This is a genomic window from Pantoea sp. SM3, from assembly GCF_000963995.1.
GTDB classification, from domain to species: domain Bacteria; phylum Pseudomonadota; class Gammaproteobacteria; order Enterobacterales; family Enterobacteriaceae; genus Pantoea; species Pantoea rwandensis_B.
In genome coordinates this window covers 153,187-174,525 of the sequence record NZ_JZRD01000021.1, presented here as the reverse complement: position 1 = coordinate 174,525, position 21,339 = coordinate 153,187, and the positions used below count along the sequence as shown (strand labels likewise).

At 51.1% G+C, this 21,339-nt stretch carries 26 protein-coding genes; 16 read left to right on the top strand and 10 right to left on the bottom strand.

Translation table 11 applies throughout. The features are described 5' to 3' along the window. Nucleotides 1-74: 74 nt before the first annotated feature. The 4 genes from VI01_RS25600 to VI01_RS14110 all read left to right on the top strand — a co-directional run bounded on the left by VI01_RS25600 (nucleotide 75) and on the right by VI01_RS14110 (nucleotide 1,656). Entirely contained in the window at nucleotides 75-227 is a 153-nt protein-coding gene (locus VI01_RS25600) for a hypothetical protein (RefSeq protein ID WP_197079597.1), read from the top strand. Between the two features lie 108 nt (nucleotides 228-335). Then, nucleotides 336-551, top strand: coding sequence for a YdgH/BhsA/McbA-like domain containing protein (locus VI01_RS14120; protein WP_034829885.1), 216 nt, complete (start codon nucleotides 336-338; stop codon nucleotides 549-551). Between the two features lie 250 nt (nucleotides 552-801). Next, nucleotides 802-1,302 carry a GNAT family N-acetyltransferase gene (locus VI01_RS14115; protein ID WP_045815677.1) on the top strand — a complete coding sequence of 167 codons (501 nt, stop codon included), beginning with the start codon at nucleotides 802-804 and terminating at the stop codon, nucleotides 1,300-1,302. Nucleotides 1,303-1,446: 144 nt separating this feature from the next. Further along, the gene (locus tag VI01_RS14110) at nucleotides 1,447-1,656 is read left to right on the top strand and encodes a YdgH/BhsA/McbA-like domain containing protein (RefSeq protein ID WP_045815676.1); all 210 of its coding nucleotides are present in this window, start codon (nucleotides 1,447-1,449) and stop codon (nucleotides 1,654-1,656) included. A gap of 51 nt (nucleotides 1,657-1,707) precedes the next feature. On the opposite strand, the gene VI01_RS14105 is transcribed toward VI01_RS14110, so the two are convergent. Further along, on the bottom strand, nucleotides 1,708-2,457 hold the full coding sequence (locus VI01_RS14105; protein ID WP_045815675.1) for an IclR family transcriptional regulator: 750 nt from the start codon (nucleotides 2,455-2,457) through the stop codon (nucleotides 1,708-1,710). A 128-nt stretch (nucleotides 2,458-2,585) separates the two neighbouring features. Between VI01_RS14105 and VI01_RS14100 the strand changes: the two genes are divergently transcribed. The 4 genes from VI01_RS14100 to VI01_RS14085 all read left to right on the top strand — a co-directional run bounded on the left by VI01_RS14100 (nucleotide 2,586) and on the right by VI01_RS14085 (nucleotide 5,079). Beyond that, nucleotides 2,586-3,716 (top strand): MFS transporter, encoded by a 1,131-nt coding sequence (locus VI01_RS14100; protein ID WP_045815674.1) that lies wholly within the window; start codon nucleotides 2,586-2,588, stop codon nucleotides 3,714-3,716. 109 nt (nucleotides 3,717-3,825) lie between these two features. Beyond that, a complete protein-coding gene (locus tag VI01_RS14095) occupies nucleotides 3,826-4,041 on the top strand; it encodes a YdgH/BhsA/McbA-like domain containing protein (protein WP_045815673.1) in 216 nt (71 codons plus the stop codon). 229 nt (nucleotides 4,042-4,270) lie between these two features. Next, on the top strand, nucleotides 4,271-4,582 hold the full coding sequence (locus VI01_RS14090; protein ID WP_045815672.1) for a cupin: 312 nt from the start codon (nucleotides 4,271-4,273) through the stop codon (nucleotides 4,580-4,582). Nucleotides 4,583-4,863: 281 nt separating this feature from the next. After that, nucleotides 4,864-5,079 carry a YdgH/BhsA/McbA-like domain containing protein gene (locus tag VI01_RS14085; RefSeq protein WP_034829885.1) on the top strand — a complete coding sequence of 72 codons (216 nt, stop codon included), beginning with the start codon at nucleotides 4,864-4,866 and terminating at the stop codon, nucleotides 5,077-5,079. A gap of 69 nt (nucleotides 5,080-5,148) precedes the next feature. Here the strand turns inward: VI01_RS14085 and VI01_RS14080 are convergent, their stop codons facing one another. Then, nucleotides 5,149-5,838 (bottom strand): N-acetylmannosamine-6-phosphate 2-epimerase, encoded by a 690-nt coding sequence (locus tag VI01_RS14080; RefSeq protein ID WP_045815671.1) that lies wholly within the window; start codon nucleotides 5,836-5,838, stop codon nucleotides 5,149-5,151. Further along, nucleotides 5,835-7,391 carry a PTS transporter subunit EIIC gene (locus VI01_RS14075; RefSeq protein ID WP_045815670.1) on the bottom strand — a complete coding sequence of 519 codons (1,557 nt, stop codon included), beginning with the start codon at nucleotides 7,389-7,391 and terminating at the stop codon, nucleotides 5,835-5,837. The genes VI01_RS14080 and VI01_RS14075 overlap by 4 nt, the downstream gene beginning before the upstream one ends. 174 nt (nucleotides 7,392-7,565) lie before the next feature. Between VI01_RS14075 and VI01_RS14070 the strand changes: the two genes are divergently transcribed. Next, nucleotides 7,566-8,393: a MurR/RpiR family transcriptional regulator gene (locus VI01_RS14070; protein ID WP_045815669.1), complete on the top strand. Its 828-nt coding sequence runs from the start codon at nucleotides 7,566-7,568 to the stop codon at nucleotides 8,391-8,393. Nucleotides 8,394-8,471: 78 nt separating this feature from the next. Here VI01_RS14070 and VI01_RS14065 read toward each other — a convergent pair whose 3' ends face one another. Both VI01_RS14065 and VI01_RS14060 read right to left on the bottom strand, forming a co-directional pair. Beyond that, complete coding sequence (locus VI01_RS14065) at nucleotides 8,472-10,406, bottom strand: MacB family efflux pump subunit (protein WP_045815668.1); 1,935 nt, start codon at nucleotides 10,404-10,406, stop codon at nucleotides 8,472-8,474. Continuing rightward, nucleotides 10,403-11,578, bottom strand: a complete 1,176-nt coding sequence (locus tag VI01_RS14060; RefSeq protein ID WP_045815667.1) for an efflux RND transporter periplasmic adaptor subunit — start codon at nucleotides 11,576-11,578, stop codon at nucleotides 10,403-10,405. Before VI01_RS14060 ends, VI01_RS14065 begins: the two co-directional genes overlap by 4 nt. Before the next feature lie 172 nt (nucleotides 11,579-11,750). Here VI01_RS14060 and VI01_RS14055 point away from each other — a divergent pair, with 172 nt between their 5' ends. The 4 genes from VI01_RS14055 (at nucleotide 11,751) to VI01_RS14040 (ending at nucleotide 14,230) form a co-directional block, all read left to right on the top strand. Continuing rightward, nucleotides 11,751-12,347 carry a cytochrome b gene (locus tag VI01_RS14055; RefSeq protein ID WP_045815666.1) on the top strand — a complete coding sequence of 199 codons (597 nt, stop codon included), beginning with the start codon at nucleotides 11,751-11,753 and terminating at the stop codon, nucleotides 12,345-12,347. 3 nt (nucleotides 12,348-12,350) lie between these two features. Continuing rightward, the gene (locus tag VI01_RS14050; protein ID WP_045815691.1) at nucleotides 12,351-12,887 is read left to right on the top strand and encodes a tetratricopeptide repeat protein; all 537 of its coding nucleotides are present in this window, start codon (nucleotides 12,351-12,353) and stop codon (nucleotides 12,885-12,887) included. A 75-nt stretch (nucleotides 12,888-12,962) separates the two neighbouring features. Continuing rightward, entirely contained in the window at nucleotides 12,963-13,430 is a 468-nt protein-coding gene (locus VI01_RS14045; protein WP_231638539.1) for a sigma-70 family RNA polymerase sigma factor, read from the top strand. Next, complete coding sequence (locus VI01_RS14040) at nucleotides 13,427-14,230, top strand: anti-sigma factor (protein ID WP_045815665.1); 804 nt, start codon at nucleotides 13,427-13,429, stop codon at nucleotides 14,228-14,230. The genes VI01_RS14045 and VI01_RS14040 overlap by 4 nt, the downstream gene beginning before the upstream one ends. Before the next feature lie 76 nt (nucleotides 14,231-14,306). On the opposite strand, the gene VI01_RS14035 is transcribed toward VI01_RS14040, so the two are convergent. Continuing rightward, nucleotides 14,307-16,022 (bottom strand): ATP-binding cassette domain-containing protein, encoded by a 1,716-nt coding sequence (locus VI01_RS14035; RefSeq protein WP_045815664.1) that lies wholly within the window; start codon nucleotides 16,020-16,022, stop codon nucleotides 14,307-14,309. A 354-nt stretch (nucleotides 16,023-16,376) separates the two neighbouring features. On the opposite strand from VI01_RS14035, the gene VI01_RS14030 reads away from it, so the two are divergent. Next, nucleotides 16,377-17,078: an alpha/beta fold hydrolase gene (locus VI01_RS14030; RefSeq protein ID WP_045815663.1), complete on the top strand. Its 702-nt coding sequence runs from the start codon at nucleotides 16,377-16,379 to the stop codon at nucleotides 17,076-17,078. 13 nt (nucleotides 17,079-17,091) lie between these two features. Here the strand turns inward: VI01_RS14030 and VI01_RS14025 are convergent, their stop codons facing one another. From VI01_RS14025 to VI01_RS14015, 3 genes are all read right to left on the bottom strand, one after another. Beyond that, nucleotides 17,092-17,640, bottom strand: coding sequence for a hypothetical protein (locus tag VI01_RS14025; RefSeq protein ID WP_045815662.1), 549 nt, complete (start codon nucleotides 17,638-17,640; stop codon nucleotides 17,092-17,094). A gap of 444 nt (nucleotides 17,641-18,084) precedes the next feature. Further along, a complete protein-coding gene (gene blc / locus VI01_RS14020; protein WP_045815661.1) occupies nucleotides 18,085-18,612 on the bottom strand; it encodes an outer membrane lipoprotein Blc in 528 nt (175 codons plus the stop codon). A gap of 100 nt (nucleotides 18,613-18,712) precedes the next feature. After that, complete coding sequence (locus VI01_RS14015) at nucleotides 18,713-19,396, bottom strand: hypothetical protein (RefSeq protein ID WP_045815660.1); 684 nt, start codon at nucleotides 19,394-19,396, stop codon at nucleotides 18,713-18,715. 178 nt (nucleotides 19,397-19,574) lie between these two features. Here VI01_RS14015 and VI01_RS14010 point away from each other — a divergent pair, with 178 nt between their 5' ends. Next, nucleotides 19,575-19,928, top strand: a complete 354-nt coding sequence (locus VI01_RS14010) for a DUF1428 domain-containing protein (RefSeq protein WP_034829871.1) — start codon at nucleotides 19,575-19,577, stop codon at nucleotides 19,926-19,928. Nucleotides 19,929-19,983: 55 nt separating this feature from the next. Here the strand turns inward: VI01_RS14010 and VI01_RS14005 are convergent, their stop codons facing one another. Then, nucleotides 19,984-20,373: a VOC family protein gene (locus VI01_RS14005; RefSeq protein WP_231638538.1), complete on the bottom strand. Its 390-nt coding sequence runs from the start codon at nucleotides 20,371-20,373 to the stop codon at nucleotides 19,984-19,986. Nucleotides 20,374-20,606: 233 nt separating this feature from the next. Here VI01_RS14005 and VI01_RS14000 point away from each other — a divergent pair, with 233 nt between their 5' ends. Continuing rightward, nucleotides 20,607-21,248, top strand: coding sequence for a LysE family translocator (locus VI01_RS14000; RefSeq protein ID WP_045815658.1), 642 nt, complete (start codon nucleotides 20,607-20,609; stop codon nucleotides 21,246-21,248). The last annotated feature ends 91 nt before the right edge of the window (nucleotides 21,249-21,339 follow it).

Here is a 21,339-nt window from a genome sequence, read left to right as displayed (position 1 = left end):
ATCTTAACTGACAAGCATTACGCCTTACGGGGCGGCTTTTTCCGTAGAGAGGCTAAAGAAATGGAGACAGCATCATGAAACAGAATCATGACCAGATTGATCAGCAAGCCAATGCGTTTGTTGCAGCATTGCGATCGCAGCGCCATGCGCACATGCCAGTGATGCGTTTCCATCAGTGGCCGCATTTTATCTCGACAGTACGCACCTTGCTAGCGAATAACAATTAGTCCGATCATAATAACAGCACTAATAGTTAATATAGAAATGATAACCAGGGTTATTATTGTTTCATCGAAGGCACACAGCCTTCACAAACAACCCAAAGGAATAAGACCATGAAAACTATCAAAACACTGACCATCGCCGCTGCCGCCGCTCTTTCACTGATGTCTGCTGCCAGCTTTGCACAGAGCATCTCCGTTGAGTCTTCAACTCTTGACGGTGCAGAAGCGAAAGTTGCCGCAGTAGCACAGCAGCAGGGCGCACAGTACAAAATCACTGAAGCAAACACCAACAACCGTGTGCACATGACTGCAGAACTGTACAAATAAGTTCAGTTTCCGCTTCAGCATTAAGGCCGCCTCCGGGCGGCTTTGCTGTTTCTGAAACCTGGAAGACTAACTGAACTTTTGCGGCCCTTTCCTTATCAGCGGCTAATTCGAGTGCGCCAACCGCCGCGTATGAGCCAGTTGATAATTCACTCTTCGGCATCACTATTTCACCTTACCAACCGTTGTTCTTCTTTGTGAGCGTCTTTCGCTATGATTTACCACAACAGCGAAATGGCAAAGGAGAACCTTGATGAGGAGTGATTATCTTATTACCAGCGCACAGCCTGCAGACTTTGATGCAATCGTTGCATTGCTTCAAAAGAATGCAGCTGGCAATGGCGGCGCTTTAAACGGGAATTATCCGCCAGAGCGTGTGGCCGGTATGCTCAATCGCGCCACTGCCCATACGCTGGTGGCTAAACGCGAGGGAACGGTGGTGGGCGTCTTGTTCAGTGCGTTATCCGCGGAACAATCCCCTCCTGTGGTAGCAGCCATGTTGGAGGCCTGGCCACCCGGCATAGAGTGTTGGCTGTATGGTCCGGTATGTATTGCAGTAAGTGAACGCGGTCAGGGATTATTGCGGCCATTGTATGCGGCAATGCGGGAACATTATGGTTCAAAAACTCCGGTGTTATTCATCCAATCCAACAATATTCCCTCGTTACGTGCGCATCAGCATCTTGGCATGCAGGAGGTGGCGCGATTTGATTGTGACGATGAGAGTTTCAGGGTTTTGACCGATGCAACTTAAGAAGAGGTCGCATTAAATCATATTCAAATTTTTTGAATTTTATCAGCAAATCCTTCAGCTTTTACTCAACGAGAAGCAGGTCTATTATTTCTCATATCGAGGCGATACGCCTTCAAAACTGAAAATTACTCTGAGGAAATGACCATGAAATCTATCAAAACTTTCGTTGCAGTTGCTGCTCTTACCCTGGTTTCATTCGCGAGCTTCGCACAAAGTATCTCTGTTGATGCTTCAACTCTGGACAGTGCAGAAGCGAAAATCGCCGCCGTTGCTCAGCAACAGGGTGCTCAGTACAAAATTACTGAAGCCAACACCAACAACCGCGTGCACATGACGGCTCAGTTGTATAAATAAGCTCGCCACCCACGATATTAAGGCCGCCTACGGGCGGCTTTGTCATTTATGCTAACCGACAAGCAGCGACTCGATTTCAGTTTTTGCCTGCAATAAAGCCGCGAGAAGCTGTGGAAACTGCTCATCAAAGCGTAATGATGGCACTGCAATGGCCAGCGCATAACGTTCTCCTGAACCGGTATTCAGGGCGACACTGATACCGCATACACCCCGCGCATGCTCTTCGCGATCTACCGCATAGCCTTGCTCACGAACCTGCTGAATGGCTTTTAATAGAAGCTGAGGATCTCGCAGCGTATTTTGGGTGCGCACATCGTTCAACTGCGGAAGTAATGCCGAGATGACATCATCTGTTTGTTCAGACAATAACGCTTTACCATGCGCAGCGCAGTGCGTGGGAAAGGCCGTGCTGATGGGTGAAACGACGCGCAACTCCTGATCGGAAGCATATTGGCTGACCAGAACCGTATGGCTGCCGCGCCAGACGCATAAATCGACCGTTTCTCGCGTACGACGTCCAAGCGTTTCCATCGCCGGTTGAGAGAGCGCGATAATATCGGTATGTGCCGAAGCGGCAAGTCTTGCTAGCGCCGGACCCAGCTTAATGCCTTCACTGCCCTGCAGCAGCAACTGCTGAGAAATCAGCGACGTGACCAGCCGATGTACAGTGGTGCGCGGTAGCGCTGTCAGTTTTGACAGCTCGGACATGCTTAATCCTGCTGGTCGATTTTCTAACGCCCGCAATATAGTCGCGGCACGTGCAATAACCTGCGAACCGTTAGCCTCTGTATCTGCAGCCATCACTCTTCCGCTTTTCGATTTTAATGGCCGCCACTATAGCACGGCAGCCATTGACAATATGCGCCGATCTCGTAACACTCATGTCCGTTATATGGTTAATCATTCCATTATTCGGATAAATAAAAATCATGACATCAATTAAACCCGCAGGTGCAATCACGCTCCTGGCTGTCAGTTGCCTGACCATTATGGTGGGATGCGTCATTGTGCCGGGATTGAGTGACATCGCCGCGCAATTACAGGTTTCTTATCTGGCAAGCTGGTTGGTGACGCTGCCTGCGCTGGGCGTGATACTGGCAGGGCCATTAGCGGGGCGCGCGATAGATCGTTTTGGTGCCTATCCCATGCTACTGATTGGGCTTTTCTGCTATGGCGGATTGGGCGTGGCAGGTGTTTGGTTGCCGGGCGCAGTGCCACAAATCATCGACCGCATCCTACTGGGGGGCGCAACAGCGGTGGTGATGTCTGCCGGGACCGGCTTAATTGCCAGTTTTTATCAGGCCGAAGCCCGATTAAAGATGATCGCGCGACAAGGCATGGCAATAGAGTTGGGTGGCGTAGTGTTTCTCTTTGTGGGTGGGATTCTGGCCTCCGCAAGTTGGCGTTATCCGTATGGGCTGTATCTATTCTCCTGGTTGCTGCTGATGTTGGTGCTCATTTGTGTCCCGCGCCCTCAGCAGCAGATGAGAGCGGAAATAATAGAAGAGGGCGTAACGGATAGCGATCGCCGGTTGCGGCCGGTATGGCTGGCGGCGTTCTGTTCCATGATCTGTTTTTTCACCGCCGTCATTATGCTGCCGCAACGGTTTGCTTTGATGGGTGTGAATGCCGCACATATTGGCTATTTTCTCTCATTTGTCTCGCTGGTGGCGGTGCTGGCAGCAGCACTGATGCCGCATGTTGCGCTGCAATTCGGCAACTATTCCACGCTGATTATGGCGTTCATTTGCTACCTGTTGGCACATCTTGAATTTGCAGCAGCCCCCGATGTCGTGTTGTGCCTGCCAGGCGGCATCTTATTAGGCATGGGGTTTGGGCTGTCAGTGCCTTTGGTGAATCACATGACCGTTGAAATCAGCCAACCTCAGGAACGTGGGCGCCAATTGGCACGCTTATCAATGGCCATTTTTGGCGGGCAATTTATGGCGGCGTTCATGACATACCTTCCAGGTCACTTATCGATGGCCTTTTTTGCCGCCGCCGTATTAGCGGCTATCAACATCATTGTGATGCGTAAGGTCTCGGCGAGATGTAGTTAGCACGATCATGATGATCGCACTAATGGTTAATCATGAAATGATAACCTAGGGTATTATTATTTTCATCGAAGGCACACAGCCTTCATAAACAACCCAAAGGAATAAGACCATGAAAACCACTAAAACACTGACCATCGCCGCTGCCGCCGCTCTTTCACTGATGTCTGCTGCCAGCTTTGCCCAGAGCATCTCCGTTGAGTCTTCAACTCTTGACGGTGCAGAAGCGAAAGTGGCTGCAGTCGCACAGCAGCAGGGCGCACAGTACAAAATCACTGAAGCGAACACCAACAACCGCGTGCACATGACTGCAGAACTGTACAAATAAGTTCAGTTTCCGCTTCAGTGTTAAGGCCGCCTCCGGGCGGCTTTGCTGTTTCTGGAATCTGGAATCTGGAGTCTGGAGTTCGGAATCTGGAATCTGGAATCTGGAATCTGGAGTCTGGAGTCTGTTATCACGTGCAGTGATCTGTCCGGAAATGTCCCTGTCTTGTCTCACACCTCAGCTCACTGGCCTGTAGCATGTTGCGTATTCACTCAGCAAAAACAGGCATCTCATGAAAATCATCGTCGGCAAAAACTTTTCCCCAGCGCGTGCGTGGGAGGCTCTCGATATTGCCAATTTTGATGGCACCAGCGTGCGATTACACTGGACTGATCAGCCCTATCGCTGGCACATCAATGAAGGTGAAGAAGTCTTCGTGGTGTTAGATGGCGTGGTCGAGATGCATTACCGCGAGCGGGCGGAAGTGCATAAAGTGATGCTCAACGTGGGTGATATATTCTTCGCCAGCGTGGGTACCGAACATGTCGCTCATCCCCAGGGTGCGGCACGCGTGTTGGTGATTGAAAAAGAAGATTCAGTTTAGCCCGATACAAACTCGTGAAAGCGTACAAAAAAACAGCACTTCGCGGGAGCGGGCACTGCAGGCGGGAAAAGCTGATTTATCCACAGGTTAGCGAGCGCTCTTTTCACCTGTAATGTGGATAAGATGGAACTCTGCCGATCAATGAGGTTATTGTAATGGGGATTATGATTAGTGCGATCATGATGATCGCACTAATAGTTAATAGTGAAATGGTAACCTAGGGTATTATTATTTTCATCGAAGGCACACAGCCTTCATAGACAACCCAAAGGAATAAAACCATGAAAACCATCAAAACACTGACCATCGCCGCTGCCGCCGCTCTTTCACTGATGTCTGCTGCCAGCTTTGCCCAGAGCATCTCCGTTGAGTCTTCAACTCTTGACGGTGCAGAAGCGAAAGTGGCTGCAGTCGCACAGCAGCAGGGCGCACAGTATAAAATCACTGAAGCGAACACCAACAACCGTGTGCACATGACTGCAGAACTGTACAAATAAGTTCAGTTTCCGCTTCAGCGTTAAGGCCGCCTTCGGGCGGCTTTGCTATTTAAGGCCTGATAAAACGTATCAGCTGATTGCGTTGACGAAACGCTGCGTTATTTGCTGAGGACGGGTAATCGCGCCACCGACCACCACAGCATGCGCGCCCAGTTTTAAACACTGCGCCGCCATCTCAGGTGTTTCCACATTGCCTTCTGCAATCACGGGCGCCTTCACTGCTGTTAATACTGCACGCAGGAAGTGAAAATCATTTGCCGCCAGAAAGTTGCCGCGCGTTTCCGCCGTGTAGCCATGCAGCGTAGTACCTACGCAGTCGAAGCCGAGTTCATCTGCCAGCAGCGCCTCCTCAACTGTCGCAATATCCGCCATCAGCAATAACTGCGGATAGCGTTGACGAATCGCTGCCACCAACTGCGGCAACTGCAGTTCGCCAGGTCTCTGATGCTGAGTCGCATCCAGCGCGATCATCGCTGGATTCGCCGCCATCAATTCATCGACCTCTTTAAGCGTGGCAGTGATATACACATCACTGCCTGGATAATCGCGTTTGATAATGGCGATAATGGGCAAATCCACGGTTTGCATAATCTGCTCTACATCGATCAGACTGTTGGCGCGGATTGCCGACGCGCCACCTTGCATCGCGGCTAATGCCATACGCGACATGATATAGGCGCTGTGCAGGGGTTCATTTTCCAGTGCCTGACAAGACACCACCAGTTTCCCTTTAATCTGCTCCAGCATGTTTGCTTTCATAGCGCGAGTAACTCCTCAACTTCATTTTTGATAATGGTGACGTGCGGGCCATAGATCACCTGTACGCCGTTGCCACGCTGGATAACCGCGCGAGCGCCCGTGGCCTTCAATGCGGCTTCATTAAGTTTAGAACTGTCGTTTAGCGTGATGCGCAAACGTGTGGCGCAGCAGTCAAGTTCGGCAATATTGCCTTTACCGCCCAGCGCTTCAATCACCTGCAAAGGGCGTTCGCCAGCGGCAACTGGCAAGGTATCGATGCTGACATCTTCACGGCCTGGCGTTTTGAAATTGAATCGTGTGATCAGCAGACGGAAGGTGAAGTAATACAGCAGGAACCACGGCACGCCGACCAAGGGCACATACAGCCAGTGGGTTTTCGCTTCACCCTGCAATACACCGAATAGAATGAAATCGATTAAACCGCCGGAGAAGGTCTGTCCAATGGTGATGTGCAGGATGTGGGCGATCATAAAGGCCAGACCATCGAACAGCGCGTGAATCACATATAATGCTGGCGCCACAAACAGGAACGAGAACTCAATCGGTTCGGTGATTCCAGTCAGGAATGAGGTGAGGGCGGCGGATAATAACAAACCGGCCACACGTTTGCGGTTCTCGGGTTTGGCGGTGTGATACATCGCCAGACAAGCCCCGATCAGGCCAAACATCATGGTGATAAAGCGGCCCGACATAAAGCGCGCCGTTCCCAGATAAAACTGCTGCGTATTGGGATCGGTCAACTGAGCGAAGAAGATGCGCTGAGTGCCTTCAACCAGGTGACCGTTGACCATTTCACTGCCGCCCAAAGCGGTAGTCCAGAAAGGCAGATAGAAGATGTGATGCAGACCAAACGGGCCGAGCATGCGCAACACAAAGCCGTATATGAAGGTGCCGAAATACCCCGTGGCATCGACCAGTCCACCCATACCGAATATCAATTTCTGAAAATGCGGCCAGACGATGGTCATTGCCGCGCCAACGATAATCGCCACAAATGAGCTAATAATCGGGACGAAGCGTGAGCCACCGAAGAAGCCGAGAAATTGTGGTAGGGCAATTTTGTTATAGCGATTGTGCAGCAACGCGGTGACCAGACCGATCACAACACCACCAAACACGCCGGTTTCCAGCGTTTGAATGCCCAGCGCCATACCTTGACCTACAGCGCTTAGATTCCCACTCGCCATTACACCGTTGAGCGTCAGCAGTGCGTTGATGGTGGCATTCATCACTAAATAAGCCAGCAGAGAGGCCAGACCAGCCGTACCCTTATCGCTTTTAGCGAGTCCTACCGCCACGCCTACCGCAAACAGCACCGCAAGATTGGCGAATACCACTGAACCGGCGCTGGCCATGCTGGTAAAGACACCTTGTAACCAGGCGATGTCCAGGAAGGGATAAGCTTTTACCGTGTTGGGATTGGATAACGCTCCGCCAATGCCCAACAGCAGACCGGCCGCGGGTAATACGGCGATCGGTAACATAAAGGATTTTCCGAAACGCTGTGCTTTTTCAAACCAGCTTCCAGAGGAAGCTCCACTGAACATTGACATAAATTTTCATCCCCGAATGATTGTTGTGGTAAAAATTATTATCACAACATACTTCATTTGATGAAAATAACTACCATTAGTGTGATAGCTTTCACTTATAATCAATTCTGCTGGCACAAATCAGGGCCTTTACGCACACTAGACGCCATCAATATTGGCGAACGGAGGGATGTCATGACGGACAATGGAAATATTTTGCTGCATCTGAAGCAGGGCCTGCCGGGTTACAGTCCGGCGCTGCAAAAGCTGGGCGATTTCATCCTGACCGAACCGCAAAGAGTGCTGTATCTCACTATTACCGAGTTGGCGAAAGAAACGGACACCAGCGAAGCCAGTGTGACACGCTTGTGCCGCAACCTGAGTTGCAAGGGCTACACCGAATTTAAAATGGCGCTGGCACTGGATGTGCAACAGAGCCAGCCAATGGTTCCGGCGAGTGGCGATCCCGTCGATGTGCTGGTGGAAGAGTCGGTGCAGGCGCTGCGTGACACCGGTAAATTTATCAATCGCGAGGTTTTACAGCAGGCCGCCACGGCATTGCATCAGGCGCGTTCTATCCAAATTTACGGCGTAGCAGCCAGCGCCATCACCGGTGAATATTTGCATTATCGCCTGCTTCGCCTGGGTAAATCCGCGCAGCTGTTTGGCGATATGCATCGTGCGGCCATGAACGCGTCGACCCTGGGTAAAGGTGATGTGGTGATTGCGATTTCGGCTTCCGGTTCGACCAAAGATTTGATGCACGTGGTCAATGTCGCGAAGAAACGTAAAGCGCAAGTCCTGATGTTGAGTAACACGTTGCGCAGCCCCATGGGCAATCTGGCGGATATGTTGCTGGTGGCAGCCCGTCCGGAAGGGCCGCTGAACGCGGGTACGTTGAGTGGTAAAGTGGGTGCGATGCTGTTGGTGGAAGTGTTGATGGGGGAGCTGATGACGCATGACACAGATTACGCCACAGCCAGTCAGCAAACGGCCAGTGCAACGTTGCCGATGTTAATCTGATCGCTGGGTAATTCGCTCTCAATTCCAACATGACGTAAAAAATCGGTGCGCAGTGATGCGCACCCTGCGAAGATAAATCTACTCACTTGCCAGTGCGGCGACCGGGTCCATGCGAGCCGCTTTGCGGGCTGGCAGATAACCAAAAATCATGCCGATAATGGTGGAGCAGGCGAAGGCTGCCCCCGCGGATTCCCAAGAGTAGATGGCTGTCAGCACACCGCCTGCCATCAGGCTAATCAGCGGACCGATCACCAGTGAGAGCGCCACGCCGAGTGAACCGCCAACTAAACATACCAGCACCGCCTCAATCATAAACTGCTGCATGATATCGCCACGCCGCGCACCCACCGCCATACGCACGCCAATTTCATGCGTTCGTTCGGTGACGGACACCAGCATAATATTCATCACGCCGATGCTGCCGATCATCAGCGCAATCGATGCCACCATCAAAATCAGCAAGGTCAAGGTGGCGGCCGCCCCTTCAATCGCTTTGCGGTACTTATCGCGGTTAAACATCAGGAAGTCTTTGGTGCCATGGCGCGCAGTCAATAATTGTGTGAGAGATTCCACCGCCGGACCACTGACCACATCATCTTTAAGCTTCACGCTGATACTCGTGAGCGCTGTTTGCCCACTGATGCGGTACATCATGGTGCTCCAGGGCAACCAGACGCTGAGACGATTGGGCGAAATGCCGTTATCTTCATGTGCCACACCTATTACTCGCACCGGCACAGACCCTAACACGATCATTTTGCCGATGGGGTTTTCATTGGCTGCAAACAGCTTATTGCGCGTATTGGTATCAATGATGATCTCTTGCCGGGCATGGCGTTCATCACTGAAGTTGCTGCCTTCGGTGAGTTTGATGCCCTGAATCTCAAAGTAATCTTTGCCAACGCCTGATACGGATGCTTTCGACGAGTTGGAGAGGTAGCGGATCGGCTGCGTCGAGAGCAGCTCAGGACTGACTTTGTCGACGAACTGCTGACGAGCAATCACATCGGCATCAGCCATCACCAGCGTCAACACCGGATGCGCATCATCTTCGGCGAAGTCGCCGCCGGCATACACGGACACCACATTCGTCCCGAGACCGGAAATACTCTCCAGCGTTTTTTCACGCGCACCTTGTCCAAGCGCGACGACAGTGACGACAGCGGCAATACCAAAGATAATACCGGTCATGGTGAGTGCGGTGCGCAAGCGATGCGTATTCATGGCATTTAGCGCCATACGCATTGACTCGCGCAGGCGATCAATCAATCCGCGCAGCTTGCTCTGACTTCTGCTCACCATTGGCTGATAGCGCGCTCGCGTCGCCTCTGTTTTTGGCCCGCTGTCAGCAAAAATTTCGCCGTCCTGGATTTCGATGATGCGGTCAGCGTGCTGCGCCACTTTCATATCGTGTGTGACGATAATCACCGTATGACCGTCACGATTCAGGTCATGAAGAATGCGTAACACTTCCTCGCCAGAGTGCGAATCCAGCGCGCCGGTCGGTTCATCGGCGAGAATGATCTCGGCCCCATTAATCAACGCTCGCGCAATACTGACGCGCTGCTGCTGGCCGCCAGAGAGTTCACCCGGTTTATGGTGTTCACGGCCTTTGAGCCCGAGTCGTTCCAGTAATTGAGCAGCACGCTCCCGCCGTGCATGCCCCGGCAAATTGGCATAAATCGCCGGGATTTCGACGTTGCTTAATGCAGTCAGGTCCGGCATTAAGTGGTAGCGCTGAAAAATGAAGCCAATATGTTCGCGACGGACTTTCGCCAGTGCGTCCGGAGAGAGTGAAGCGGTATTCTGGCCTGAGATAAAATAGTGACCGCTGTCGGCGGCATCCAGGCAGCCGAGAATATTCAGCAATGTGGATTTGCCCGAGCCTGAAGGGCCAATGATCGCGACCATCTCGCCACTGGCGATCTGCAAATTGATATCTTTCAGCACAAGCAGAGATTCTGAACCGTTAACATAGCTGCGCTGAATGTTTTTCAGTTCGATCAGGCTCACATCACCACCTTGTCCGCACCGACGGCTTGGGTAGCAAGAATGACTTTCTCACCGGCATTCAAGCCGCTAAGAACCTGAATATCAACGCTGTCTGAAATCCCGGTGGTGATAATGCGTTTCTCTGGCTGATTCTGCTTGTTCGCCACCTCGACAAAGGTCTTGCCTTCTGCGTCTTTTTTCGTTGCCTGTACCGGGATCAACAGTGCGTCTTTCGCGGTGTCGCGCAGCAGATTAACTTGCGCGGTCATGGAGATGCGCAGGGTGTTGTCGGGATTGGGAACATCGAGTAAGGCATTGTAATAAATGGCAGCATTGGTACTGCTGGTCGGCGTACTTTCACTGTTGCCCATCAAGGCATCATCTTTCATCACCGATTCGGGTGCCAGTTCAATGCTACGCAGCGTCGCGTTGTAACGTTTATCAGGATTGGCGAAGGTGGTAAACCAGGCTTGCTGGCCGGGATGGATGTTGGTGATGTCCGCTTCGGAAATCTGAACTTTAATGGTCATGGTGCCAAGTTGCGCCAGCTTGGCGATGGTCGGTGCGCTCTGCGCAGCGTTAACCGTCTGGCCCTGTTTGGTCACGATGGCGATTACCGTGCCATCCATCGGTGCCATGATGCGGGTATAGCTGAGATCGAGCTGCTTCTTGTCCACCTCAATTTGTGCCTGAATGACGCGCGCCTTTTGCGCCGTCAACTCAGCGCGAGCGGTGCTCCACGCTTCTGCCGCCTCGTCAAAATCCTGGCGCGACACCAGATTGGCTTTGATCATTTGCTGCAAACGTTTGAACTGCGCATCCTGTCGGACTAAGGTCGCTTCGCGTGTCTCCAAATCGGCTTGTGCCACGCTAAGCGCGGCCTGCGCATTACGTAAATCACTGCGCTGTGGCTGATCGTCAATTTCAGCGATCAGTTCGCCCTTACTGACGTTATCACCCGCTTTGATATAGAGCTTTTTCACCTGCCCAGACACCTGAGCACCGACGTTGACGCGTTCGATAGCGTCCATCTTGCCTGTCGCGGCGATGACGTTTTCGATGTTGCCTTGACGCACAACGGCGGTGACCAGTGGGTTCGGTTTGGGTTGTGCGCTGTGATAGGCCCAGACCAGAATAATGATCGCTAAAAGAGCGATCGCGACAACAAGCCGCTTTTTAGAGGTATTCAACATAAGCATCCCTTTAATGAAGCGAGAATAGTAATCACTAAATGCAACAAACAGGAGAAAATTCGTCAGGATTCTTGCATTAAATGGATTGTGTTGAGAAAAAAATGAAAATTTTCCGAATAGAAATCGTCGTTGGGTTGTTTACCGCTAAACCACACACTATTTGGGAAATGTTATGTCCGCTTCGACCCGTCAACACTCACGTCAACGCTATGACGCTTTCAGCATGACGTTGCACTGGATCACTGCGTTTAGCGTCATTTTTCTGTTTGCCTCTGCGCATATTTGGGAACAACTGGAAAAGGGCACACCGCTGCGTAAGGGTTTACAGGCGTGGCATATCTCTTTTGGCATTTTGCTGGCTCTGATGATAATTGTGCGCCCATTGTGGCGTTGCTATTGCCAACGTCAGACGCATTTGGCCGTGGTGCCAGCTGAAAACAGCACGCCGATGCGCATCATCGCGCATGCCGTTCATGGCTTGTTGTACCTGTTGTTATTCACGCAGGTTGTATTGGGTTTTCTGTTTCGCTGGTCGCAACAGGAACCGTTTAATTTCTTTGGCCTGTTCGATATTCCAACCTTTATTCATGTCGATACCGCACTGCGTCATACGCTGGCGGGATTACACAATAACGTTGCCTGGGCGCTGATTAGCCTGGCAGGCGCGCATGCGCTGGCAGCGTTACTCCATCACTACGTTCTGCGTGACAACGTGCTGCGCCGCATGCTGCCGTTGCGCGATTCGATGCCACTCCGTGAGGATAAATGAATGATGAAGATGATGACCCCGATTCGCTGGTTTGCCGTGCCGGTATTGTTGATGGTGTTACATGCACCGACTGCATTCGCCATGGGTGATGACGACAGCGACAAGAAAACCCCGGATTGTCCAAAAGGGCAAGTGTATGACAGTAAAACCAAATCCTGCGTGCCGGAAAAAACCAGCATGCTGAGCGATGAGGATAAGACGAATTACGCCTACCACCTGGCGAAAAAAGGCGAGTATCAAGCTGCGCTGACGTTACTGGATACGTTGCACAATCAGAACACCAAAGAAGCATGGAATTATCGCGGTTACGCCACGCGTAAACTGGGCCGCACCGACGAAGGGATGCGTTACTATCAGAAATCGATCGCTCTGGACCCCAAATATGCCAAAGTGCGTGAATATTTAGGTGAAGCCTGGATGATCAAAGGCCGTCCGGATCTGGCTAAAGAGCAGCTCACTATCATCAAATCGCTGTGCGGTGTGAATTGTGAAGAGTATCAGGATTTACACGCGGCCATTAATGGCCATCCTGAGTCCTGATGACCGTTGTTGACGGAGGATAGAAACATTACCAGCACTGAAGTCCGTCAACATCTGGCGGCGCATCTGACGCGTATGTGGCGCTACGCGATGGTGTTATCGCGTAATAAAGATGTCGCCGAAGAGTTAGTGCAGTCCACCTGTGTGCGGGCGCTGGAACGCAGCGCCCAGTTCACACCGGGCACACGCATCGATCGCTGGCTGTTTACCGTGCTGCATTCCGTGTGGATCAACGAACTGCGCGCGCAGCGGGTACGCATGGGGCAGGGATTCGTCGAGAGTGATGAACTGCTCGCTCCCGACCATCAGCAACACAATGAACAACGCATGCAGTACGCCAAAGTGATGCAACGGGTTGGGCAGTTGCCAGAGGCGCAGCGCAACGCGGTATTTTTAGTTTATGTCGAGGGCTTTACCTATCAGGAAGCCGCCGACACGCTGGCCGTGCCGATTGGAACCATCATGAGCCGCCTCGCTGCGGCACGCACCACTTTAGCCAGCGCAGTGACAGCGCGGCCTGCGGTACAGGAGAAACGCTTGTGAATGCACCACGATTTACCTCGCCCTATGCCGATGAAGCTATCGTTGCCTGGCTGGATGGCGAAATGCGCGCGGAGGATGCGCAGGCGTTTGAAACTGAACTAAAGCGTAGTGAAACGTTGTCAGCACGGACGGCTGAGCTAATGAAAAGCAATCAACCTTTTGCGGATGCGTTCGCGCCAATGCTGGATGAGGCGCCGCTGGAGCGCATGGAGTCACGACTGGCTTATCTGTTGGACAACACGCCGTGCGCACCGGTAAAAGAAGCTGTGCAGGTTAGCCGTCGAGCGTTGATCGCGGCATCAGTCAGTTTTCTGCTGGTGGGTAGTGCCGTCGGTTTTTGGGCCAGACCCGTCGCGAAAGCTGAACAGGATGAGAGCGCGCGAATACGTGAACTGGAAGCACAATATATGTCACTTTATAGCCCGGAAACGTTGGCGGATGTCGACAGTTCTCCACAGGTGTTAGCGCGTTCATTACAACGCACGGCGCGCGACCTCGATCTGCGTCTGACGACTGAGCAATTGACGCTTCCTGAAGCGAGCTTGAAAAGTGTGCGTATGTTGCGCTACGACGATTCACTGATCACTCAAATCGCCTGGAATCACAGCAGTTACGGTCCGATGGCACTGTGTATTTCGCGGGAAGATCGAATTAAACAGAGCGTATTGGCGCAGGAAAAACGGCACGGCATGAATCTGGTGTGGTGGCATCGCAGCGGATATCAGTATGTTTTGATTGGGCGCAATCCTGCTGAGCAGTTAAAACGAGCGGCACAGGTGTTAAGCGCCGCTCTGGTGTAATTTATCAGTGATTACCCACTATGCCCCCTGGGATGCAGGATACAAATATCACAGGGGCGTATTAAGGGGTGTTTGCTTAGAGGATGCCCAACTGCTGTTTCAGTTGCGCAATCTCATCGCGCCATTGCGCCTGCAGCGCCGGTTTCTGATGTTTGGGCTTACGTTCTCTATCCTCATCCAGCTTGTTTTCCAGATCACACAACGCCAGCAGCAGCGCATCTTCATCGTTGTAGGATTCAGATGTCACGGGCAGAACATTTACGCTCTCGTTGTCTGACGGTTGTTTGGCACTCAGCTGCTCAATGACCGGTTCAAAGTCATGCCACTCGCTCAGTTGCTGATCCTGAATTAGCCAAAAGCGATTGCAACTGCTGGCAATCAGATTGCGATCGTGCGACACCAGAAGCACCGCGCCCTCAAACTGATTAAGGGCGGCTGCCAACTCCTCTTTGCCCAGCATATCCAGATGGTTGGTGGGCTCATCCAGCAGCAATAGGGAATAGAGCGCGAGTGTCAGCCCGACAAACAGCAGGCGTGAGCGTTCACCGCCACTCAGTGAGCCCACTAATTGCTGATGGCGGAGGTAGGGGAATCCCGCACCGATCAGAGCCATTTTTCGCTGGTCGTCACTTAGAGGGGCAAAATGCGCCAGTGCCTCGTTGAGGCTCTCCTCATCCTGCAATTGCGTGAGGCTTTGGTCGTAATAACCTAGCTTTGCACGTGGATGAAACAGCGTGGTGGTCTCACGCTGGTAATCCAGCCAGAGTTGGCGCAGCAGCGAAGATTTCCCGCTGCCGTTACGACCCACAATGGCGATGCGATCGCCACTTTTTACCTGCAGGCTGGGTAACGAAAACAACGCAGGCGCGTTCTCCGCTGGGCGAATGCGCATTTCAGTCAGCGCCAGCACCCGATCGGCATCCAGTGCTTCCCCCAGCAGTTGAAGACGCCATAAGCTGCCTCCGGTCAACGTGGTTTGTGCCTCTCTCAGCCAACTGGCGCGTTTCTCCATTTGCTGCGCTTTACGCGACAGACCTTCGTTGTCGTAAGTGCGTCCCCAAATCGCCAGCCGTTTGGCACTTTTTTCGACGCGCTCAATCTCGTTCTGTTCTGCCTGAAAACGTTGCGCATCGGTTTCATCCTGCTGTGCCAGCGCTTGTCGGGCTGCGGAGCAGGGCAGACGGAAGAATTGCAGGGTTTGATCGCGCAGGATCCAGCTGCAATTGGTGACCTGATCCAGCAAGGTGCTGTCATGTGAGACCAGCACAAAGCTGCCTTTCCAACTTATCAGGAACTGTTCCAGCCACAGGAGCGTTGGAAGATCCAAGTGGTTGCTGGGTTCATCCAGTAATAGCAGATCGGGCTGGAGAATCAGTGCACGCGCCAGCAGTAACCGCATATGTTGACCACCACTCAACGTGGCTGCCGTTTGGGTATGCTGTTCAGTATCGAACCCCAGCGAAGAGAGTAGCGCCTCCGCGCGCCAGGCTTCACTGACCTGTTGCTGCTGTGGCAGACGCGCAATCACGCCTGCCAGCAACGTGGCTTGCTGGAGCTGAGAGGGAAGATGTTGTTCAATTCGCGCCAGCAGACAGTGGTTGGCTAGCGTAACGCTGCCCTGACTGCTTGCCAGTTCACCGCTGAGGATTTTTAGCAGGGTACTTTTCCCCGTGCCGTTATCACCCAGCAGCCCAATACGATCGCCTTTTTTCAGGCTGAAATTGATGTCGTGAAATAGCGTACCGAAGGCGTTATCAAAGCCGACAGCGTGTGCGGATAGTAATGTGCTCATGTGCTTACTCATAAGTTGCAGGCGTGCGAACGCCTGACGTCAAAAACTGCTGACGACAACCCGGTAAGCCGGAGGAAGGGATGAGATTTCAGTAGACTTCGCTCAGGCGGATTATCGCAGCACGAATGCAGAGATAGCTGAGCGCGGCCAATTACTATAAAAGTGTGAGTAAATAAACAATTCACACGATGGCATAGTAATCCTCCTTATTTATTAGTGAGTAGTAGGGTGAGATGATGATAGTCTTCTGGGCGGGTACTATCTATAGATTGTTCGCGATGTTGTGAAGCTACAGCGTTATATGCACCCGACGTCACGTAAAGTAGTTAACTTTACACATTAAAGGATTCACGGATGAAGAGTAAAACTTTACCCCTCGTATTAATTCCGGGTTTCATGCTTGATGAAACACTTTGGGACGATTTTGTTCGGGTCTATCCCGATGACAGGACCTGTATCAGAGCCAGCCTGAGCCAAGGCGAAAGCATCACCGAATATGCTTACAATATCGTGGCAACCTTACCGCCGCGCTTTATTTTGGTTGGTTTCTCACTGGGAGGCTATGTGGCAAGAGCCATCGCCGAAGCCTTTCCCGAGCGCACTGCAGGAATGGTTTTGGTTGCCACTTCACTTCGTGAAAACCCACCTGAACAACGTGAGTTACTGGATAAGGCGTCACAAGCGGCCTTGATGGGTGATTTTAATGGCTTTAGCCAGGCGGTGCTGAAGCCATCGTTACATTCCTCTCGACAGGATGATGCCCAACTAATTGATAAAATTCGTGTCATGGGGAAACATCTCGGTGCAAATGTTTTTCGAACACAAGCCATGCTTGATCGCAGTGGTGTCACGCAGCAACCGATTCGTTGCCCAATATTGGTCATTGCATCTGAAGGGGATGGCCTGCGCGGTCTTGAAGAGTCCCGAGAGATTGTCACTTTACTGGGGGGCGATATGGAAATTATCGGTGAAAGTGGTCATATGTTGCCCCTTGAGCAACCTGTTAGACTCGCCTCTGTCATCGCCGATTGGCTTGAAAAACAGCACTTTGAATAAAAAAGTGCAGAGCTTATCTAAAGCTCCATTGAATGGTGATGACAAATACCGAGGGGATTATAATCCCCGATTCAATGCCGAAATAGGGTGTGAAATTATATTGAAAGCCATGATAAATATAGGGTGAGAACCCTATTCCGGTGGCCTTTTTAAAGTCGTGATAGGAACCGTGATCGCCACAATCCTTAAAGGCATCGAAAAAAAACTCACCGGTGTAGCCGTAGATACCTTTAAAGGTCCAGCCATCATCCCAGGTTTTCCAGTCTTTTCTCACCCCTAACGCAAGACAGCGGTCATCAAAGCTGTTTTTCATGGTGCCGATCAGCACGCTATAGGTTGAATTTTCGGACAACTTTCTTTCTACCGAGAAGAAGTTATTCTCAAAATTTTCAGTGTATTGCCCATGATTCCCGGTCAGGTGATAAACGTAGGAACCCGTGTTAATGGAATAAAGGTTAATTTCGCTCGCTGGGCAGTGCAGCGAAAAGAGTGTTAATACAATCAGTAAGCCCCATACTAATCTGAAATTTATTCTGGGGTATTCTTCTGTTATTTCATTCATTTTTTCCTCACCACTGGCAATGCGATAATGAAAAAAAGCTAACAGCAGTCTGATGTATTGACTCAACATATTGATTGATAAGTCAGAATGACCAGAACTCTGAAATTTTTAGATAAGAGTATTTGATACTGATAAAATCATGACGATGACGTATTTTAGCAGGTTTTTTGATAGGGCAATCTTGCGAAGAGAGGCGCATTATTAATATGCAAGGTTATATGATTAATAAATAAGGGATTCGTTTAAATAAATCATTCATCAGCTGTTATCACGGAATGAGGTGCCCCTCATCCAATCAGGGGGAACCCGTGATGTGCTGCAAGCCTGCAAGTGTTTGGTCATACGCCGATTGGAGATTCTCTACCCCATAACCAGAATCTCACGCCCGGTTATGCTGAACTAAACAGGGATGAAAATAAAATCACTTCATCCCTGAGTGCAGTTTTAACCTTGATCGACCCAGATCAACTTATCCACTTCAAACCCAAGTCTCTGCGCGACAGCCAGATAGTGTTTTTTCACTTGATTCGGAATCTTCGGCTCTCGCGACAAGATCCATAAATAGCCCCGATTTGGTCCACTCACTAACGCATATTGATAATCATCATCCAAAGCGATCACGTTATAGCCGCCATAGAACGGGCCAAAAAAGGAGACTTTAAGCGCTGCGGTATCCGACTTGCCGGTGAAGTAGGCTTTGCCGTCGCTCTCACTCCACTCTTTTTTCACCGGATCATATCCACGATTCAGCACGTTTATGCCGCCATCGTTGCGTTGAGTATAAGTGGCTGTGACATGATCTTTGCCGCGCTCAAAGCGGTGATCCAGACGGGCGATTTCGTACCATTTGCCCAAATAGCGGTTGGCATCAAAAGGGCTGATGGGCGTGACACCTTTTGGCGGCGTCGGGGATTTACAGGCAACCAGCGTTAACGATAACGCGGCAAGTGCGGCGATTGGCCATATTTTCATTGCTGCTCCTTAGTCGATCCTGATCCGTATTTAAGGGTATGTCAGCATGATTATAGGCAAGAAAAATCGAGGTGGCCCTCAGGCCACCTGATGCAGGGGATTATTTCTTCTCTTTATCTTCGTCAGCCGGAATCAGCGGCTCATCAATCGCAATAGAGGTGCCTGACTTCAGCAACTGAATATCGAGTATCACGTAGGTCATGGTGGTGATGAACAAAGAAATCACGCTGCCAATCACGCCGCTGGTGGTGAAGGTGAAGTAGTTGTACATCACCACCCAGGTCACACAAATAAACAGGGCAAGCGCAACGTTAATGGCTGACTGTGAATAGTTGGTGGTGCGAGCGCCCATCTCATTAATTTGCTTAAAGAGGTTGGTGCCAACGTATTTCTCCAGCACAAATATGCCCTGATCCCAACTGCGCAGGCGTCGTGCGCTGCTGCGAGTGAAGAACAGGAATAACAACGAGACAAACAGACCGGAAAAGGCGATCAGCACGGGGACCGCTTCTAATGCATACACCAAACTTTTGTGGCTGGGTGCTTGTGCGGTGAGATCCAGCGTCAGCGAGGCGCCCAGGACAGCATAGAGGAAAATAAACAACGCTAAAAACACCGCATTGCGTTTCCAGTCGAGTTCCGCTTCGTGATTTTTCTGCTGGCGAGCGATGTCGAGGGCTTGTTGCAAACGCGTGTCGCTGGATTGGGTATCCACTTGCTCTATCTCTTCTCCGAGCAAACGGTGAATAAACGGCTGATCGGCCGAATCAATGGTGATGCGCATAACTATCCTGATGGCGTAACTATCGAGGTGCACAGTGTAACGCAATTTCGGCCGCAGGCAGGAATCTGCGAGGCAACACGCAGTTTCAGTGCTGCAGTTGCTCATGATTTGCACATCATTTGTACACTTTACTCTGCGGCCAGTGTCGGCCGTGTACAGCACGACGGAGGAATAGCCTATGTCGTACGTAGATGGTTTTGTCGTTGCGGTGCCTGAAGTCAATAAAGAGGATTACCGCGCCATGGCGGCCAAAGCAGCGCCGCTGTTTAAAGAGTTTGGTGCCACACGCATCGTGGAGTGCTGGGCAGATGATGTACCTGAAGGCAAGCTCACGGATTTTTATAGGTCGGTGAAAGCGGAAGAGGGTGAGACAGTGGTGTTCAGCTGGATTGAATATCCCTCACGTGAAGTGCGTGATGCGGCCAATCAGAAAATGATGTCCGATCCGCGAATGAAAGAGATGGGCGAAAACATGCCTTTTGATGGCAAAAGAATGATTTACGGCGGTTTCTCGATTCTACTCGAAGAGTAATGCGCAGGGCGCGTTGGCGCCCGCGCATTTCTGTCACGCTCAGGCATGCAAGAATTTACGGCCACTGCTGACACTGTATGACGGTCCGATAACCATCGTGATCTTGATACGTTTTTCCGTTTTGATCCCAATATGGGTTGAATGATTCAATCTGTACAAATCCCGCCAATACCATTTGCTGGCATGTTTGCTGCCACCTATCACGCTCGGGTAAATACAGCACCAACAGATCTTCTGATGAGGGTGAAGGGATGACCGGATGCGAAGTGCATTGTGTGAATTCCAAATGCCAGGGCAGATCTGCTTTTCCCAGCATCACGCCATTGAAGCCTTGGTGGTCTTCAAAGGCGCCAATCACATCCAGTCCCAATCCTGATTGATAAAGTTCACGACTGCGCTCCAGTTGTGAAACCGGTCGCGCTACGCGTAGGGTAAGTGTTGCCACAAGTTGATCTCCATAACGATTGTGATTAATCCTGTCACTCATACTTTAGCGGCGACAAAAGAGTGATGGCGCAATGCGTGCGCATTGTGTATCGACGATGGCTAAATCGTCGATTTAATTGATGGAAGCCTGGGAAATGACCTCTATCACATCATAATCAAATGAAATAGGCTTCTGTTTGGATCGCAAGATTGTAATCAGTACAATAAACACCGCATCTACAAGGAGTTAATATGCTGGATATCATTCATTTCCCCCTGTTTCTCGTTTCGGTATTCCTTTTGTGTATCACGCCGGGCCCGGACCTCGCGTATGTGGTCGGGCAAAGCGTGGCCAATGGGCGACGGAGCGGCGTGATATCTGCGAGCGGTGTGGCGCTCGGCAGTTGTACTCATGCGTTGGCCAGTGCAATAGGCTTAACGGCGTTAATTACCGCCTCGCCGATGTTATTTACAGTGATTAAATATATTGGGGCTGCTTATCTTATTTATTTAGGTAGCAAGATGGTGTGGGAAACGTTTATCACCAAACCACAGGAATGTAGCTCACAGAATCAGGTGCCACGCTCCAATACGCGTAATCTTTTAGTACGAGGTTTTATTACCTCTATCACTAATCCCAAAGTGTTATTGTTTTTCATTTCTTTCTTCCCGCAATTCGTGGTGGTAGATGGTCACTATCATGCGAGTTCCTTCCTGCTGTTGGGACTGACATACGCGGTGATTGGGCTGATCACTGATGTGACGTTTGCCCTGCTGGCGGGCGGTGCTGCGAGTGCAGTATCGCGCAACATTACCCTACAAAAGCTGTTAGATCGTATCGTCGGTATGACATTCATAGGCCTGGGAATTCGCCTGGCCCTGACCCGACGTTAAAATTCAGAAGAGACAGCAAGTCTGATGATTGGCGATAGCGACTTAATCGGGTAACGTGAAGTGTCTTACGTTACCTACAAAATAATGACCG